This is a genomic window from Geobacter sp., from assembly GCF_027327745.1.
In the GTDB taxonomy this organism is placed as follows: Bacteria; Desulfobacterota; Desulfuromonadia; order Geobacterales; family Geobacteraceae; genus Geobacter.
This window is the reverse complement of sequence record NZ_DAHVYG010000043.1, coordinates 1-17,440: the sequence shown is the minus strand read 5'-3', so window position 1 is coordinate 17,440 and position 17,440 is coordinate 1. Positions and strand designations below refer to the sequence as shown.

Annotated in this window: 17 protein-coding genes; 8 read left to right on the top strand and 9 right to left on the bottom strand. The window is 66.2% G+C overall.

The window, feature by feature from the left end; genetic code table 11:
* Positions 1-5 precede the first annotated feature (5 nt).
* Both treZ and M6689_RS08945 read right to left on the bottom strand, forming a co-directional pair.
* Complete coding sequence (treZ, locus tag M6689_RS08950; protein ID WP_298270484.1) at positions 6-1,850, bottom strand: malto-oligosyltrehalose trehalohydrolase; 1,845 nt, start codon at positions 1,848-1,850, stop codon at positions 6-8.
* Positions 1,851-2,178: 328 nt separating this feature from the next.
* Entirely contained in the window at positions 2,179-4,074 is a 1,896-nt protein-coding gene (locus tag M6689_RS08945) for a potassium transporter Kup (RefSeq protein WP_298270481.1), read from the bottom strand.
* Between the two features lie 280 nt (positions 4,075-4,354).
* Here M6689_RS08945 and M6689_RS08940 point away from each other — a divergent pair, with 280 nt between their 5' ends.
* Genes M6689_RS08940 through M6689_RS08930 form a run of 3 tightly spaced genes read left to right on the top strand, consistent with a single transcriptional unit; the run spans position 4,355 to position 8,208 of the window.
* Positions 4,355-5,503, top strand: coding sequence for a Na+/H+ antiporter NhaA (locus tag M6689_RS08940; protein WP_298270478.1), 1,149 nt, complete (start codon positions 4,355-4,357; stop codon positions 5,501-5,503).
* A gap of 3 nt (positions 5,504-5,506) precedes the next feature.
* Positions 5,507-7,282 (top strand): SLC13 family permease, encoded by a 1,776-nt coding sequence (locus M6689_RS08935; RefSeq protein WP_298270475.1) that lies wholly within the window; start codon positions 5,507-5,509, stop codon positions 7,280-7,282.
* A gap of 17 nt (positions 7,283-7,299) precedes the next feature.
* A complete protein-coding gene (locus M6689_RS08930) occupies positions 7,300-8,208 on the top strand; it encodes a mechanosensitive ion channel domain-containing protein (RefSeq protein WP_298270472.1) in 909 nt (302 codons plus the stop codon).
* Here M6689_RS08930 and M6689_RS08925 read toward each other — a convergent pair.
* Positions 8,156-8,341: a MerR family transcriptional regulator gene (locus tag M6689_RS08925; protein ID WP_298270470.1), complete on the bottom strand. Its 186-nt coding sequence runs from the start codon at positions 8,339-8,341 to the stop codon at positions 8,156-8,158. The genes M6689_RS08930 and M6689_RS08925 overlap by 53 nt on opposite strands.
* A gap of 157 nt (positions 8,342-8,498) precedes the next feature.
* On the opposite strand from M6689_RS08925, the gene M6689_RS08920 reads away from it, so the two are divergent.
* Positions 8,499-9,416, top strand: a complete 918-nt coding sequence (locus M6689_RS08920; RefSeq protein ID WP_298270468.1) for a hypothetical protein — start codon at positions 8,499-8,501, stop codon at positions 9,414-9,416.
* On the opposite strand, the gene M6689_RS08915 is transcribed toward M6689_RS08920, so the two are convergent.
* The 5 genes from M6689_RS08915 to rbr all read right to left on the bottom strand — a co-directional run bounded on the left by M6689_RS08915 (position 9,349) and on the right by rbr (position 13,320).
* Positions 9,349-9,924: a hypothetical protein gene (locus M6689_RS08915; protein ID WP_298270466.1), complete on the bottom strand. Its 576-nt coding sequence runs from the start codon at positions 9,922-9,924 to the stop codon at positions 9,349-9,351. The genes M6689_RS08920 and M6689_RS08915 overlap by 68 nt on opposite strands.
* Positions 9,924-10,325, bottom strand: a complete 402-nt coding sequence (locus tag M6689_RS08910; protein WP_298270464.1) for a hypothetical protein — start codon at positions 10,323-10,325, stop codon at positions 9,924-9,926. The genes M6689_RS08915 and M6689_RS08910 overlap by 1 nt, the downstream gene beginning before the upstream one ends.
* Before the next feature lie 18 nt (positions 10,326-10,343).
* Entirely contained in the window at positions 10,344-11,417 is a 1,074-nt protein-coding gene (locus tag M6689_RS08905; RefSeq protein ID WP_298270462.1) for a metallophosphoesterase, read from the bottom strand.
* Positions 11,418-11,420: 3 nt separating this feature from the next.
* Positions 11,421-12,533 carry a cytochrome c peroxidase gene (locus M6689_RS08900; protein WP_298270460.1) on the bottom strand — a complete coding sequence of 371 codons (1,113 nt, stop codon included), beginning with the start codon at positions 12,531-12,533 and terminating at the stop codon, positions 11,421-11,423.
* 214 nt (positions 12,534-12,747) lie between these two features.
* On the bottom strand, positions 12,748-13,320 hold the full coding sequence (rbr, locus tag M6689_RS08895) for a rubrerythrin (RefSeq protein WP_298270457.1): 573 nt from the start codon (positions 13,318-13,320) through the stop codon (positions 12,748-12,750).
* Between the two features lie 273 nt (positions 13,321-13,593).
* On the opposite strand from rbr, the gene M6689_RS08890 reads away from it, so the two are divergent.
* Positions 13,594-14,484: an ATP-binding protein gene (locus M6689_RS08890; RefSeq protein ID WP_298270455.1), complete on the top strand. Its 891-nt coding sequence runs from the start codon at positions 13,594-13,596 to the stop codon at positions 14,482-14,484.
* 16 nt (positions 14,485-14,500) lie between these two features.
* Here M6689_RS08890 and M6689_RS08885 read toward each other — a convergent pair whose 3' ends face one another.
* A complete protein-coding gene (locus M6689_RS08885; protein WP_298270452.1) occupies positions 14,501-15,094 on the bottom strand; it encodes a hypothetical protein in 594 nt (197 codons plus the stop codon).
* A gap of 166 nt (positions 15,095-15,260) precedes the next feature.
* Between M6689_RS08885 and ald the strand changes: the two genes are divergently transcribed.
* From ald to M6689_RS08870, 3 genes are all read left to right on the top strand, one after another.
* The gene (ald, locus tag M6689_RS08880) at positions 15,261-16,355 is read left to right on the top strand and encodes an alanine dehydrogenase (protein WP_298270450.1); all 1,095 of its coding nucleotides are present in this window, start codon (positions 15,261-15,263) and stop codon (positions 16,353-16,355) included.
* A gap of 32 nt (positions 16,356-16,387) precedes the next feature.
* The gene (locus tag M6689_RS08875; protein WP_298270447.1) at positions 16,388-16,621 is read left to right on the top strand and encodes a hypothetical protein; all 234 of its coding nucleotides are present in this window, start codon (positions 16,388-16,390) and stop codon (positions 16,619-16,621) included.
* 44 nt (positions 16,622-16,665) lie between these two features.
* Positions 16,666-17,440 (top strand): NAD(P)H-binding protein (locus M6689_RS08870; RefSeq protein ID WP_298270445.1); only part of this gene is annotated, 775 nt, incomplete at its 3' end.

Below are 17,440 nucleotides of genomic sequence, written 5' to 3'. Positions count from 1 at the left end.
CGTCGTTATCCGCTTCCGTAGAGGGTCACGCTGAAGGGGGCCAGCGTGATGTCCGGGCCGCTCGAAGAGGCAGGGAGCCGTTCGGGGGCCGGGCTCCCCGGTCCCCCCCAGCGCCCGTCGGCCGACGCCAGAAGCCTGCGGCACACGCCGTGGCGAAACGGGAGCCGGACGGTGCGGACCCCGCTGCCGAAGGCAAAGAGGGCGATCAGCTCCTCCTCCCCGCTGTGGTAACGGAGTGCGATGACTTCTGCGTCTTCCATCCCGGTCACCTCGGTTTCCCAGCGCTCCGGCCGGCGCAGCAGCGCCAGCTCCCTCCGGAGCCGGATCAGTTCCCGGTAGCAGGCGAAGAGGGGCCGGTGCCAGGAGCGGTGGCGCCGGTCGGGGTCCAGCTTCGCGGCGCGGAAGGTCTCCTCGGCCTGGGGATCGGGGAGCTCTCCCTCCCAGCCGAAGGAGGCGAACTCCTCCCGTCTCCCCCGCCGCACCGCCTCCACGAGATCGGGGTCGCCGTGGCTCGTGAAGTAGGGGAAGGGGGCGGTCTCGCCGTACTCCTCGCCCATGAAGATGAGGGGGAGGTAGGGGGAGAGGAGCACCGCGCCGGCGGCGAGTTTGAGCTGCTCCAGGGAGAGGCGCGCCGCCGGCCGGTCCCCCGGCGCCCGGTTTCCCACCTGGTCGTGGTTCTGGGAAAAGACCACCAGATGGCGCGGCGGAAGGTGGGCCGTGGAGCTGCCGTGGCGGCGCCGCCGGTAGCGGGAGTATTCCCCGCTGTAGACGAACCCCTCGTGAAACGCCTTCACCAGGTGGCGGAACGCGCCGAAGTCGGCGTAATACCCGTCGCGCTCGCCGGTCAGAAGCGTCATGAGCGCGTGGTGAAAGTCGTCGCACCACTGGGCGCCGACCCCGTGCCCCCCCGCCTCCGACGGCAGGATGGTCCGCACGTCGTTCAGGTCGCTTTCGGCGATGACATGGACCCTTCTCCCGAGCCGCCGCGCCAGGGAGGCCACCGTCCGGGCAAGGTCGCTGAGGATGTGGCGGGCGCCGAAATCGAAGATGCCGTGGATGGCGTCGAGCCGCAGGCCGTCCACGTGGTATTCGGCCACCCAGTGGAGAGCGTTGGCGATCACGTAGTGGCGTACCCCGCCGCTTTGCGGCCCGTCGAAGTTGACCGCGTCGCCCCAGGGGGTCCGGTAGCGGTCGGTGAAGTAGGGGCCGAAGGGGTGGAGGTAGTTCCCCTCGGGGCCGAGGTGGTTGTAGACCACATCGAGGATCACGGCGAGCCCCCGGCGGTGGCAGGCATCCACCAGGGTCTTGAGCCCTTCGGCGCCGCCGTAGCCGTGGTGCGGGGCAAAGGGGTAGACGCCGTCGTACCCCCAGTTGCGGTTTCCGGGAAACTCCACCACCGGCATCAGCTCCACGGCGGTCACCCCCAGCCCGCAGAGGTAGTCGAGGCGGTCGATGGCCGCCCTGAAGGTCCCGGCCGGCGTGAAGGTCCCTACATGCAGTTCGTAGGTGATCAGCTCCTCCAGCTCGCGCCCGCGCCAGTCGGCGTCGCCCCAGGGGAAGGAAGCCGGATCCACCACCTGCGAGGGGCCGTGGACCCCGTCGGGCTGGCAGCGGGAGGCTGGGTCGGGGCGGCGCAGGGTGCCGTCGAGCCGGTACCAGTAGCGGTCGCCGGGGGCCATGCCGGCGACGGTCCCCCGGAAGTAGTCGCCGGCCCGGGCGAGGGGATGGGCCGTGTCGCCGCCGCTTCCGCAGCGGATCACCTCCACGGTTTGGGCCAGGGGTGCCCAGACCCTGAAGCGGACCCCTTCAGAAAGGGGGATCGCCCCGATATCCAGATGCCATCCGTTCATCTCAGTTGTGTCCCATATCAGGAGCCTGTCGGACTTAGGAATGAATCTACTGCGAGAACGGCAAATCGGTCCATATTTCCGGGAATTCTTGACGAATAGAACCACTATTCGCCTTCAAATTCCCGAAAACCTGTCCTCGATCTGCCATTCTCTCGTTACGATTCCCTAAGTCCGACAGGCTCCTGGGCGTTGCGCCTGCCACGGCAATGCTCTCCTTAACAGCAAAATGAACCCGTATAGTACAAACAATTTGTGCACAAAACAATATCTTGCCTAAATATTTCCTTGCTGACCCAATGATTTCGGATAGATGCCGGTAGCGGTTTCCTCATATCTCGACCTGCTGACCGAGCTCCACCACCCTGTTGGGGGGGAGGCTGTAGAACGCCGTGGCCTGGAGGGCGTTGCGCGCCATGAAGGAGAAGAGCTTCTCGCGCCACAGGGCCATGCCGACGACCCGCCTGGTCGGGATCAGGTTCTCCCGGCCGAGATAGAAGGTGGTGGAGTCGGGATCGGTCACGAGCCCCAGCGGTTCGCACTCCCGCAGGATGACCGGCACATGGGGATTCTGCATGAATCCGTAATGGGCGATGATCCGGAAGAAGCCAAGCCCCGGGCTTTCCAGTTCGATCCGCTCCGCTGCGGGGACGCGGGGGACGTCCTCGGTCAGGACGGTGAGGATCACCACCTGCCGGTGGAGGACTTGGTTGTGCTCCAGGTGGTGGATCAGGGCGGGAGGGGTCTCGAAGAGTCTCCCCGACATGAAGACCGCGGTGCCGGGGACCCGTGGCGGGGGATTGGCGGCCCGCTCCGCGATGAAGGAGGAGAGGGGGGTGGCATGGGCGAGCAGATGGGTGATGACCAGCTCGCGCCCCCGGCGCCAGGTGGTCATGATGAGAAAGACTGCTACCCCGGCCGCCAGGGGGATCCAGGCCCCCGCCTCCAGCTTGAGGATGTTGGCGCCGAAAAAGGCCAGATCCACCGTCAGGAAGGCGGCGGTAAGCCCCCCGGCGGCAAGGGGATGCCACTGCCACCGTTCCCGCATGACGAAGAGGACCAGGACCGCCGTGATGACCATGGTGGTCGATACCGCCACGCCGTAGGCCGCGGCAAGGCCGCTGGAGCTGCCGAATCCGGTCACCAGCAGGATCGTGGCGAGCATCAGTGCCCAGTTGATGGAGGGAATGTAAATCTGGCCGATCTCCTCCGACGAAGTCTGGATGATCCTCATCCGGGGGCTGAGTCCCAGCTGGACCGCCTGCCGGGTGAGGGAAAAGACCCCCGATATCACCGCCTGCGACGCAATGATGGTGGCCATCGTGGAGAGGAGGACCAACGGGTAGAGCGCCCAGGAGGGGGCGAGATGGTAGAACGGCTCCGTCGCCTTGGAGGGGTCGCGCAGCAGCAGTGCCCCCTGCCCGAAGTAGTTGAGCAGGAGTGCGGGAAGGACGCAGCCGAACCACGCCTGCCGGATGGGGGGTCTGCCGAAGTGTCCCATATCGGCGTAGAGCGCCTCGCCGCCGGTCACCACCAGAAACACGGCGCCGAGGACTATGAAGCCGTTCCAGCCGTCCCGGATGAAGAAATCCACGGCGTGGAGCGGGTTGAAGGCGCCGAGGATCTCCGGCGCCATGAGAATTCCCCGGACCCCCAGCAGGGCCAGCACCGTGAACCAGACGAGCATGACCGGCCCGAAGAGTGCCCCCACCCGGGCCGTCCCCCGGTGCTGGATGAGGAAGAGGAGCATGAGGACCGCGATGGTGAAGGGGACGACGTAGGGCTGGAAAAGCGGGGTCGCGACCTTCAACCCCTCGATGGCGCTCAGGACCGAGATGGCCGGGGTGATGGTCCCGTCGCCGTAGAGGAGCGCGGCGCCGAAGAGGCCCAAGGTGATGATGACCCTTCGGGACGCCCGTTCCCCGTCTCCCCACGGGTTGAGCAGGGCCAGCAGGGCCAGGATCCCCCCCTCTCCGCGGTTGTCGGCGCGCAGGACGAAGACGAGGTATTTGAGCGAGACGATGAAGAGGAGCGACCAGACGATCAGGGAGAGAACGCCGAGGACGTTCTCCGGCGTCGCCGGGTGGGGATGGCTGCCGTGAAAGCACTCGCGCAGGGCATAGAGGGGGCTCGTGCCGATGTCGCCGTAGACGACCCCCAGGGCCGCCAGGCTCAGGCCCAGCGACTGGCGGACGGTTTCGGTTGTCGGCTTTCCATTGGTTCCCATGGGCACCCGCCGGTTCTGGCGACCAGCCGCCGCCGGAAAGTCAGTTCCGAAAAAAGCCGGAAGGGGGGCCCGGGAGGGTGCCGGCCGGCCGGCGGCATCTCTCCCGATGGCCCGAATAAAAAGAGTAACAGCAATACCGGCGTCTGCAAAGGGAAGGGGAGGTATCGGTCGCCTCGCGGGAAGCCCGGGGGGCAGGGCGGGGCGCAATGGCGGGCGGGGCGGTTGTGGGGAGGGAGAAATGCTGTAACCTTTTATCGGTGGCCACAACGGGGAGCGGGGGATGAAAAAACAGCTCAACATGCTGCGGGAATTTTCGGTCCCCCTCCTGGCCGGGGTCGTCGTCGCCCTTGTCTGGGCGAACCTCTGGCCCCAATCCTACCACGAGTTCAATCACAAGCGGCTTCTGGGCCCCCTCGATTTCCACTTCATCACCAACAACATCTTCATGGTCTTCTTCTTCGCCATCGCGGCGGCGGAGATCACCGAGAGCTGCCTCCCCGGCGGGGATCTCCACCCCCTGCGGAGGGCGGCCTCCCCGCTCCTTGCCACGGTCGGCGGCGTTCTCGGCCCGGTGGCGGTCTACCTCCTCCTGAACCGCATGTTCGGCTCACCGCTGCTCGCCAAGGGGTGGGGGATTCCGACCGCCACCGACATCGCCATCGCCTGGCTCGTGGCCCGGCTCGTCTTCGGGGCGGCGCACCCGGCCGTCTCGTTTCTGCTGCTGCTGGCCATCGCCGACGACGCCATCGGGCTCGCCATCATCGCCATCTTCTACCCGCATCCGAACCACCTGCCGGAGGTGGCCTGGCTCATCCTCGTCGCCGCGGGGATGGGTGTCGCGTGGGGGTTGCGGCGCGCGCGGGTGAGGAACTACTGGCCCTATCTCGTTGCGGGGGGAGGGGCGAGCTGGGCCGGCCTCTTCAACGCCAACCTCCACCCGGCCCTGGCCCTGGTTTTCATCGTCCCGTTCCTTCCCCATCCCCGGCGGGAGCGCCGGCACCTCTTCGAGGAGGACCCGGAAGAGGTCTCCACCCTCGCCACCTTCGAGCACGAGTGGAAGGTGATCGTCGACTTCGGCCTCTTCTTCTTCGGCCTCGCCAACGCCGGGGTCGAGCTCTCTTCCGTCGGTACCGGGACCTGGCTCGTCTTCGACGCGCTTTTCTTCGGCAAAACGGCCGGCATCTTCCTCTTCGCCTGGGGGGGAGAGCGGCTCGGCTGTCCGCTGCCGCGGGGGATGGAGCTGCGGCATCTGCTGGTGGTGGGAATCATCGCCGGCATCGGCTTCACGGTGTCGCTCTTCATCGCCGGCGAGGCGTTCGCGGACCTGCAGCTTCGAGCCGAGGGGCGCATGGGCGCAATCCTCAGCATAGGCATCTCCCTTGTCGCCATCGCCGCGGGAAGGGCGATGGGGGTGCGCAGGAGGTCGTGACCGATGACCGTCGAAATCGCCACAGTCCTCGCCTTCGTCGTGGGTGCCGTCATCCTCTTCGCCACGGAGAAGCTTCCCGTCGATCTCGTCTCCCTCATGGTCATGGCGGGGCTGATCCTCTCCGGCACCATATCGGCGGAGGAGGGGGTCGCGGGCTTCAGCCACCCCGCCACGGTCACCGTCGGCGCCATGTTCGTACTCTCCGCCGGCCTCTACCGGACCGGCGCGGTCAATTTCGTCGGGGTCAGGCTCGCGCAGGTGGGGAAGAAGAGCTTCTGGCTCTCCCTCACCCTCCTGATGGTCACCGCCGGCGGCTTCTCCGCCTTCATCAACGACACCGCGGTGGTCGCCATCCTCCTGCCGGTGGTTCTCGGCCTCTCCGAGGAGCTCCGGACAGGCCCCGGCAAGCTCCTCATGCCCCTATCCTTCAGCGCCCTCTTCGGCGGGGTCTGCACCCTCATCGGGACCTCCACCAACATCCTGGTGAGCTCCCTCGCCGTAAAGTACGGCCAGCCCCCCTTCGGCATGTTCGAGTTCACCCCCTTCGGCCTTGTCATCCTCGTGGTCGGGACCCTCTACATGCTTCTCGTCGGGGTCCGTCTCCTCCCCGCCGGCGGAGGGGATGAGGACCTCCGAAAGCTTTTCGGCATCGGCGACTACCTGGTCGAGATCGTCCTCGAACCGGGGGCGAAGCCGGTCGGGACGCTGCTGGCCGAATCACCCCTGCTGAAGGATATCCCGATCCGCAACGTCGAGGTCTTCCGCGACGACCGGCGCCTGGACGAGCCTCCCGAGCGGATCGAGCTGCAGCCCGGCGACCACCTCAAGGTGCGGTGCGATCTGGACACCTTCCGCAAGCTCCGGGAGCGCCCCGGTATCACCCTGCGGCAGGAACTGCAGGCCGGCGAGACGCCTGGCGGGGAGGAGAAGGTCCTGGTGGAGGCGGTCATTGCCCCCGATTCCACCCTCGACGGCCGCTCCCTCAAGCAGGCCCGCTTCCGCTCCCGCTACGGCCTCACGGCGCTGGCCGTGCGGCACCGGGGGCTCGTCATGCGGGAGCACCTGGAGGAGATGCAGCTGCGGGCCGGCGACGTCCTCCTCTTCGAGATGGAGCGGCACCACCTGGACCAGCTCCGGGAGGACAAGACCTTCGTCCTGGTCTCGGAGGTGGAGTACCCGACCTTCCGCAGACGGCGGATGATCTTCGCGGTTGCCATCATCTCCTTCGTCGTGGGGAGCGCCGCCCTCGGCCTCATGCCGATCCTCGTGAGCGCCGTCATCGGCTGCATCCTCATGGTACTCTCCCGCTGCCTCACCCTCGAAGAGGCCTACGGCGCGATCCAGTGGCGGGTGATCTTCCTCCTCGGCGGGGTCCTCGCCCTGGGAAAGGCGATGGAGCAGAGCGGCGCCGCTCTTCTTCTCGCCAACACCATGGTGAAGGCGGTCGGCGACCTGGGGCCGAGGGCGCTCGTCTCCGCCTTCTACCTGATGACCTCCATCATGACCGGCCTCATGTCGCACAACGCGGCCGTTGTGCTCCTCACCCCCATCGCCATCGCCACCGCCACCTCCCTCGGGGTCGACGCGCGCCCCTTCCTGATGGCGGTCACCTATGCCGCCTCGGCGTCGTTCATGACCCCGGTCGGCTACCAGACCAACACCCTCATCTACGGCCTCGGGCATTACCGGTATGCCGACTTCCTCCGGGTCGGCACCCCCCTGACTCTGATCTTCTGGCTGCTGGCCACCCTGCTGATCCCCTGGTTCTGGCCGTTCTGACGGGAAAGGATCGAACCGTGAAAACATTCCACGACATACTGCAGAAGATCGAGGATTTCCTCGACATCCCCATCGCGAAGCTCGGCAGCACCCACCTGACCCTCTGGACGGTCATCCAGCTCCTGGTGCTGGTCGTGCTCCTCTTGTATCTCTCCGGGAAGCTCCGGACCTGGATCGTCGAGCAGCTCCTGACCCGGACCAGGATGGAGCTGGGGGCCCGCCAGGCCACCGGCGCCATCATCCGCTACGTCGTGCTCGTCATCGGCTTCGTCATCATCCTCCAGACCGCCGGCATCGACCTCACCACCTTCAACGTCCTGGCCGGCGCCGTCGGCATCGGGCTCGGCTTCGGCCTCCAGAACATCGTCAGCAACTTCATCAGCGGCCTCATTATTCTCTTCGAGCGCCCCATCAAGGTGGGGGACCGGATCGAGGTGGGGGGGGTGGAGGGGGATGTGGTGCGGATCGGCGCCCGGAGCACCGAAGTGGTGACCAACGACAACATTTCGATCATCGTTCCCAACTCGAAATTCATCTCCGAGAACGTGGTCAACTGGAGCCACACCGACCGCCTGGTCCGGTTCCGCATTCCGATTTCGGTCGCCTACGGAAGCGACCTGGAACTGGTCGAACGGCTCCTGCTGGAGGTGGCGGCCGAGAACCCCGACATCCTCGACCAGCCCCGCCCGGCGGTGCGGCTCATGTCGTTCGGAGACAGCGCCCTCTGCTTCGAGCTCCGGGTCTGGAGCACCACCCTGATCCATCGCCGGGGGGTCCTCACGAGCGCCATCAATACCGCCGTCTACCGCAAGTTCACCGAGCACGGGATCGAGATCCCCTTTCCGCAGCGCGACCTTCATATCCGGAGGAACTCTACCCCCTCCGGATCATCTCCTCGGCCTTCAGCTCCAGATCGTCCGCGTTGACCCGGACCACCTTGCCGTCCTCCTCCTCGCTGCGGACCAGTCCCTCCTCCACCCACCTGAGGATGTGCCGCTTGTCGAGACCGAACTTCGACTCCGCCTCTTCAACGGTATACCAGGTCTTCACCAGGGACATGACGCGCCTCCTTTCATCCCCCGTCTGCCGGGAGTACGAAATCAATTCTACCGCATCCCGGAGCGATTGCCCCGGTCGCCCTTCATTCCGCAACGAAACGATGGACAGCGGGGCGGTGGTGTGGTATGCCGGGGAAAACCCGTTTTCGGAGAATTCGATGAAAAAAACCGTGATGATGCCGGCAATCGCCCTTCTGCTCCTCGCGTCCGTCGCAGCCCGCGCCGGTGCCGCCGACACACTCCCCTGCGGGGAGGAGTTGAAGCGGCAGCAGGAGACCATCGCCGCCCTTGAGGCGGAGAAGGCGGCGCTCGCGGAGCGGATCAGGGCCATGGAGTGTCTCCCCGCCATCTCCAGCGCCGAGCTGCTGGCGAAGAACCACCGGCAGCTCCGGGAGTTGGCGAAGAATACCCGTGCCCAGCGCCAGTCGATGGTCGAGTTCGAAGGGTTCGTCAAGTGGATGAGCGGCAGCCTCTCGGGGTACGAGAGGTACATCCAGGCCGGCTCCATGCTGGCCGGCTTTGCGCGGGTGCTGCCGATCCCCTATGCGGGCCAGGCGTCGGTCCTGACCAAGTTCGTCTCCCAGGGGGTCCTCTCCCTCAACGCCACCTCCGCCTCCATCGCCCGGTACCTGGAGACCTCCCGGAAGTTCCTTGCCAGGGTCGACGCCATCGATCCGGTCAAGGGGCCGACGGAGGCCCAGCTCGCCGATGCGACCCGGTTCGCCGATAGCGACTTCCTGCGCGAGATGACCGACGTGCAGGAGCGGCTCCGGAGCGCCGCGGAGATCTCCTCCTCCACTCTTTCGTTCCTGGAGGCGGTGCGGCACTACGCCGGGAACTCCGACGAGTACTGGGCCAGGACCAAGGCCTTCATCACCCGCGCCGATGCCGCCAAGGCCGACAAGGGATACCTCACCACGAGTATCGAAGGGCTCAGGAACCGTGCGGAGGGATTCAACGGCAAGCTGAGGCTGTTCGAGGAGACGGCAAAGAAGGACATTCCCCTCGTCAAGAATCTTGTCGCGTACGATGACCTGCTGCGGGAGATGGAGGCGAAGGCGGTGGCGCGGAAATAGCCGCACAAATACGAGGGGAATGGCATCGGACTGGCCACCGTGCAGTGGATCGTCCAGCGCCACGGCGGGAGGATCTGGGCCGAGGGGTAAGCTTAAACCCTCTCCCGCCGGGAGAGGATGGCCGAAGGCCGGGTGAGGGGCAGGAAACGGCCCGGGCCCGGTCGATGGCCGTGTCCGGCGGGACGGGACAGAACTGGTCGTGGAGACGGTAGCGGTGGAAGACGTCGTCATCGGCGTCGCGGATGACCAGTTCCGTGTAACGGTAGAGATTGCGGGCGCAGTCGAGCTCCAGGGTGTCGACGGAGTAGGCGCGTCCCTCCCACCCCCCCTTGAAGATCCGTTTGAGCACGACGGTCCGCACGGCTCCGGCAACCTTTGCCGGCGCATCTTCCAACGGCCAGACCACCCGGGCATCCTCCCGAAGGGGGAGCCACTTTCCGTCTTCGCCACGGACCGGCCCGGCCGCCAGGGCCAGGAAAAGCCCGGCGGCGCCTCCCCAGCGCTTCATCAGTGTTTCCCCGGCGCCAGCTTCACCCCCCGCCGCTCCCAGGTGATGTAGGCCTCCAGGGCGACCATCCGCGGGTCGTCCGCCGCCAGCGGCACCCCCTGCTGGGGGTTCTGGATGCACCAGTTGATCATGTCCCGCAGTCCCGACATCTTCCCGATCTGCTTCTGGAACTTGGGGTAGGTCTCGGGATGGGTGTTGGCGGCATTGGGGTGGCACATGTCGCAGGAGACCGAGTTCTTCCCCAGGTCGGAGCTGTGGAAGAGCCGCTCCCCCTCCTTCACCACCGTCCTGAACGCGTCGTCCCACTTCTTCAGGTCTTCCTTCGTGAACTCATCGGCCCGGACCCCCGTGGCGGCGATTGCGACCGCCAGCAGGGCGACGGCACACGCTTTCCGTATCATTGCAACCTCCCGGTACTGTCAGTATTGGGTTTGCGCCGGAATCCGGCTCTTCGGGTCCTGGAACTTCGTGTCCGCGGGGTACTTCATCCCCGGCATCTTCTCCACGGTCCGCGGCGTGTTCTCCCAGAGCTCGTAGTGGTGGATCTCGCCGCCGTCCATGGTGATGTTCCCCCACCCGGTGCCGTCGCGCTCCTTGAACGGGTCGGCCCGGTTCATGAAGACCGTGATCTCCGGCACCTTGTTCGGGAGCTGGGAGTAGGTGACCGGATAGGGCCAGGGCCAGGCGGTGGCCATGAAGGCGTTGAAGGTGATGGTGCCGATCTGGTTGTAGAGGACCTGGTGGACGTGGCCGTGGAAGACCATGACGTTTTGGTACGGCTTCAGGATCGCCTGGACCTCGTCGGCGTCGTCGGTCCAGAAGTTCCACGGCCGGAAGATCTTGTAGAGGGGGGAGTGAGAGAGGATCACGATGGGGGTATCCTTCGGCACCTTCGCCAGGTCTTTTTTCAGCCATTCCCGCTGTTCCGCCTTCACCATGAAGGGGGAGCCGTCGGGGTTGTCGAGGCGCGCCATCTGGTGCATCCGCTCCTGTGCCGTCGGCCACCGCCTGAAGGTCCACTCGTCGTGGGTCAGGATGCTGTTGAGCGCCACGAAATGGACCCCCTTGTGGTCGAAGCTGTAGTGGAGCGGCGCCATATGCTCCTGCCAGTACGCGCCGAGGTCCAGGTAGTAGTCGTGCTCGCCGATCACCCACTTGATCGGGATCGTGACGTCCTTCATCAGCTCCCGGCCGTGCTCGAACTCCTCCCGTTTCCCGAGTTGGGCGAGGTCGCCGCCGAAGACGACGAAATCGGGCTTCGGGTCGAGGAAGTTGAGCTCCAGCGCCGCCCGCTGGAGCCCCTTGTCGAAGTTGGCAACGAACTCGGTCCCCCGGATCTGGGTGATGTGGGCGTCGGAGATGTAGGCGAAGGTGAATTTCTCCGTTGGCTTTTTCCCCCAGGCGACGTTCACGAGGCCGAAGGGGAGGGAGGCGGCGGCGGTCAGCGCTCCCGCCTGCTTGAGAAACGTCCTGCGGTCGATGGCGTTACGCATGGGTTACTCCTTTTTCGCCGGGGTGGCGGCGGTGGCGAACCGGGGACTGGTGAGGGTCTTGAGGAACTCCAGCAGATCGGTCTTCTCCTGCGGGGTGAGGTTCAAGGGGCGGATGCCGCTGTCGAGGAAGGGGTTCTTCTCGCCGCCGCGGTCGTAGAGCTCGATCACATCTTCCAGGGTCTTGACGCTGCCGTCGTGCATGTACGGCGCGGTGACGGCGATGTTGCGGAGCGTTACGGTCTTGAAGGCGCCGATGTCGGCGGGGCGGAGCGTGATGGCGAAGCGGCCCAGCTCCGAGGCGTCGTGACTCGTAAGCACGCTCTCGTCGACGTTCTTCCCCGCCTCCTTCGCCTTGCGGAAGGAGGTGGCGATCTCCATGAAGCGCCCCTCGATCCGCTTGAACCCGACCCCGACGTTGTGGAACTTGTTGTCGGTGAAGGTGGCGTTGGTCTGGCCGATGTTGTGGCAGTCCTGGCAGCGGGCCTTGACCCGGTAGAGTTCGAGCCCCCGCTTCGCCGCCTCGGAGATGGCGTCCTTCTGACCGCCGTAGAGGTAGCGGTCGAAGGGGGAGTCTCCGGAGACCACGGTCCGCTCGAAGCTCGCGATCGCCTTCACCACGTGGTCGATGGTGACGGCGGAGGGCTCCACCCCGAAGGCCTTCCTGAACTCCGCCGGGTAGGTCGGGTCGGAGCGGATCGTCGCCAGGATCGGCTCGTGGGACTTCAGCCCGTGCTCGATCGGGTTCACGAAGGGGTCCTTCGCCTGCTCCTCCAGGGTCGCCCGCCGGCCGTCCCAGAACTGGCTCGTGTAGTAGGCGGCGTTGATCACCGTGGGGGTGTTGCGGGTCCCCTTCTGCTTGCCGATCCCCTCCGCCACCACGAGCCGGTCGGTGAACGCCTTCTGCAGGTCGTGGCAGTGGGAGCACGAGATGGTGCCGTCGGCGCTGAAGCGCTTCTCCTCGAAGAGCCGCTTGCCGAGGGCGATCTTCTCGGGGGTCTGGGGGTTGTCGGCCGGGATCGGGACGGGGGGAAGGCCAAGGGGGAGCTCGGCCGCCGGCAGGGAGAAGGGGGAGACGGCGAGCGTCAGCAGCGCCAGAACTGCGATCCTTGTTTGCATGGCATTGCCTCCTGTCGTGGCCGTGGAGACGGGGAAGCCGTATGCACTGGGAACGAAAACGGACGAAAGAGGATGAAAAGCTGTTTATCTTGGTAAAGGGATACCCGATTGCGGGCGCTTGTCAAATGGGGAGAGTGAAGACGAAGAGAGAGGATGGGGCGGCAGCGGGAAGGGGCGGGACGGCGGCCTCCGTTCCCGCTGCCGCAGGGGGGGACTACCAGTTCTCGCCCAGGAGCTCGAAGTGGGCCTTGGGGTGGGCGCAGGCGGGGCAGAGTTCCGGGGCGCCGTTCGCCTCGTGGAGGTAGCCGCAGTTGCGGCAGCGCCACACCGTCTTCTCTTCCCGGGCGAAGACCCGATTGGCCTCGATGTTGGCCAGGAGGTCGCGGTAGCGCTTCTCGTGCTGGCGCTCGGCCACGGAGATTGCCCTGAAGACCGCGGCGATCTCGGCGAATCCCTCTCCCTGGGCGGTGGCCGCGAAGGAGGGGTAGAGCTCCGTGTGCTCGTGGTGCTCCCCCATGGCCGCCGCGGCGAGGTTCTGGGCGGTGGTGCCGATGACCCCGGCGGGGAAGGCCGCCACCACCTCCACATCACCCCCTTCGAGGAACTTGAAGAACCGCTTGGCGTGCTCCTTTTCCTGGCTGGCCGTCTCGTCGAAGATGTCGGCGATCTGGACGTAACCGTCCTTGCGCGCCTGGGCGGCAAAGTAGGTGTAGCGGTTGCGGGCCTGGCTCTCGCCGGCGAAGGCGGCGAGCAGGTTCTTCTCGGTCTGGGTACCTTTCAGTGCCATTGATTTCTCCTTTGCTCCGGTGATTGATGCGTGATGCTCATCGACGCGTCGCTTTCCGGCCGGTCGGGCCGGTGCAGTGTGGCAATTCTAAAGAAGGCGCGATTGTAAGTCAATACAACAAAATACCGTATTCACAGCCGCGTTGCCAAAATGTTGCAAATGGGCTTGCCCATTGACATCCCCCGCTTCCTCTTCTAGAGTGCGGGGCTGTATACGCGAGAAATCCGGCAACTGCCGAATATCAGAGTAAGAGCCGCGACGGAGAAGGAGGCAATGATGGACCAGGAGTTGATAGATCAACTGAAACGGGTGCTTGCCTCGATGGAGATGATCCTGCCGAGGCCGGTGCCCCGCGTCGACTGGGAGGTGGCCCATGCCGCCAACTGGCGCCGCCACTCCTTTGCGGGGTGCCTTGAGCCGGTGCCGGAGATCGAGAGCCTGCACCTCGACGACCTCCTCGGGATCGACAAGCAGAAGGGGGTCGTGGAGGAGAACACCCGGGCGTTTCTGGCCGGCTACCCGGCCAACAACATCCTCCTCTGGGGGACCCGCGGCACCGGGAAGTCGTCGCTGGTGCGGGCGCTTCTGCATACCTACGCCCCCCGGGGGCTGCGCGTCATCCAGGTCGACAAGGACGACCTGGTCCATCTCCCCGACATCGTCGACGAGGTGAAGAGGCAGCCGTACAAGTTCATCGTCTTCTCCGACGACGTCTCCTTCGAGGTGGGGGAGTCGAGCTACAAGATGCTCAAGAGCGCCCTGGACGGCTCGGTCTACGCGCCGCCGGAGAACGTCCTGATCTACGTCACCTCCAACCGCCGGCATCTCCTCCCCGAGTACGAGAGCGACAACCGGGGGGCCATGCTGGTGGAGGGTGAGATCCATCACGGCGAAGCGGTGGAGGAAAAAATCTCCCTCTCCGGCCGCTTCGGCCTCTGGGTCGCCTTTCATCCCTTCAGCCAGGACCAGTACCTGGAGGTGGTCCACCAGTGGGTGGAGAAGCTCTGCGCCAGGGGGAAGGTTTCCCTGGAATGGACCAAAGAGGCCCGGGACGAGGCGATCGGCTGGGCCCAGAGGAAGGGGGACCGCAGCGGCCGGATCGCGTTCCAGTTCGCCAGTCACTGGGTCGGGCAGCAGCTTCTGGCCCGGGGAGGCGCGCGGTGAGTGCCCCTGCGCGAAGTCACGCTCCGCCGTTGTTCCGGTACTCCTTCCGCAGCCGCTCCAGCCCCTTGCGGAAACTCTCGGCGTCGCCGTACTCGAAGAAGCGGCCGTAGCGGCGGTGGGGCGCCAGCATGCGCCGGGCGTGCTTGATGGGGCACCAGTACTGTTCCGTGCGGGCACCGACCTCCCGGGTGAAGGTGGCGACGCCGTTGGCGTAGGAGCAGTAGAAACAGTTGAATTTTTCGATGATGTTCAGGTAGGGAAGGTCGCTCCGGTCGAAGACGAGGTAGTCCCGGCGGCGGACCTTGGGGATGCCGTAGACCGGGAAGCAGATGGCTTGGTAGAGGGTGACGAAGAGGTCGAGGAGAAGAAAGGGGATCAGACCCGCGTAGATCATCGGCGCGGTCAGGATGGCGAGGGGCTGCGCCTCGGCAAGGTAGCGGAGAAGGCCGGTCTTTAGGCGGCGCTGCTGTTCGACCACCTCGCGGGCGAAACGGATCCTCTTTTTTTCGATGATGAGGTGAAATTCCTCGCGCTTCTTGTCGAATTCCGCTTCAAGCTCTTCCTCCAGTGACTTGATCCGGTCGATCAGTTCGTTTATCCGGTGGTCCATGGGGCCTCCTCGTTGGGGTAGGGCTCCTTATACAGGAAGAGCGGGGCGAAGTCCCGAAGAAATCGTTCTTGGCGGTGCCGAGAAGACGAACGGCTGGAATCGGGTATACTGGTTCCGGAACCCCTCGCGTCCGCAGGGCGCGGACGTGGGGATCTGCGGGGGAGCAATGGTCATCGGGGTGCCGAGGGAGATCAAGGTTCATGAGTACCGGGTCGGCATGACGCCTGCCGGCGTGGGGGAACTGGTCCGGGCGGGCCACGGGGTCCTCGTGGAGCCCGGGGCGGGGGAGGGGAGCGGCTTTTCCGACGGCGACTACCGGCAGGCAGGGGGAGAGCTCCGCGATCGAAGTGATCTCTTCGGGCGGGCGGAGCTGGTGGTGAAGGTTAAGGAGCCCCTGCCGGAGGAGTACGGTCTGCTGCGGGAGGGGCAGGCGCTCTTCACCTATCTTCACCTGGCGCCCAACCGTCCGTTGACGGATCTCTTGCTGGAGCGGGGAGTGACCGGCCTTGCCTACGAGACCCTGGATAAGGAAGGCGCCCTGCCGCTCCTTGCCCCCATGAGCGAGGTGGCGGGGCGGATGGCGCCTCTTGTCGGGGCGTTTTACCTGCAGCGGATCCATGGCGGGACCGGTGTCCTCCCAGGCGGCGTGCCGGGGGTGTCGCCGGCGCGGGCCCTCATCCTCGGCGCCGGGGTGGTCGGCTCGGGAGCGGCGCGGGTGGCTCTGGGGCTCGGCATGGAGACCACGGTGATGAACCGGGGCGTGGAGCGACTGCAGCGTCTCGACGAGATCCACGGCGGCCGGGCGCGGACCCTGGTCCTGAACCGCGAACTCCTCGCCGAGGAACTCCGCCGGGCCGACCTCGTCGTCGGCGCCCTCCTCGTGCCGGGGGGGCGGACGCCGCTTCTCATCGACCGGGAGCTGCTCGGCACCATGAAGCGGGGGGCGGTCCTCGTCGACGTCTCCATCGACCAGGGGGGGTGCGCCGAGACCAGCCGCCCCACCACCCATGACGACCCGGTCTACGAGGTGGACGGCGTCATCCACTACACCGTGGCGAACATGCCGGGGGCCTTTCCCCGCACCTCGACCCTGGCACTGACCAATGCCACGCTCCCCTACGTGAAGGTGCTGGCCGGTGGGGTCGAGGGGGCGCTCCGGGCCGACCCGGTCCTGGCCGGCGCCCTCAATACCTGGCGCGGCGCCATCGTCCACCCGGCCCTGGCGGAGGCGCTGGGGCTTCCGTTCATCCCTTTTGCCTGATTGGTACGCGATTCGTGCCGGGGAGGTGAGCCGTGACGAACGAGCGGATCAAGGTCATTGCCCATGCCGGATACCGGGGAGAGGAAAGCCCGCGGGCCTTTGTCCGCGGGGAGGTCCGGATCGAGGTGATGAAGCTCCTCGACCTCTGGACCGAGGAGAACGCCTCCACCGGCCGGCGGCGGCGCTGTTTCCGGGTGAAGGGGAGCGACTGGCGGACCTATACCCTCTGCCACGACGAGGCAGAGGACGCCTGGCACCTGGGGTGAACCCCGGATCCGTGAGGGGGGGCAGGGGCGTGGATATCCCCGGCATGGACATAGTAACCGGCGCCTTCAGCTTCACGGGGAAGTACGTCGCCCGCCGCCTCCTCGCCCGCGGGAGGAGGGTCAGGACCATCACCGGGCACCCGGACCGCCCCGATCCCTTCGGCGGGCGGGTGGAGGCGGTCCCGTACGCCTTCGACGATCCGCCCCTCCTCACGGAGAGCCTCAAGGGTGGCGACACCCTCTACAACACCTACTGGGTTCGCTTCCCCCGCGACGGGGCCACCTTCGAGCGGGCGGTGGAGAACACCCTGGCGCTTGTCCGGGCCGCCCGGGAGGCGGGGATGAGGAGGGTGGTCCACATAAGCATCGCCAACGCCGCCGCCGATTCCCCCATTCCCTACTACCGGTGGAAGGGAGTCCTGGAACGGGAGATCGCCGCCTCGGGGCTCCCCCATGCCTTCATCCGCCCCACAGTCATCTTCGGGGAGGAGGACATCATCTTCAACAACATCGCCTGGCTTCTGCGGCGCTTTCCCTTTTTCGCGGTCCCCGGGCCGGGGAACTGCCGCATCCAGCCGGTCTACGTCGACGACGTGGCGGAGCTGGCGGTCGACGCCGGCCAGGAGGAAGGAAACGTCGCCCTCGACGCGGCGGGACCCGAGACCTTCACCTTCGACGGGCTCGTGAGGCTATTGGCGCGGACCGTCGGAAGCGGGACGCGGATAGTCCACCTGGAGCCCCGGACCGCCCTCGCCATCACCCGGATGATCAACCGGATGGTCGACGATGTCCTTCTCACCGACGACGAGCTGACGGCCC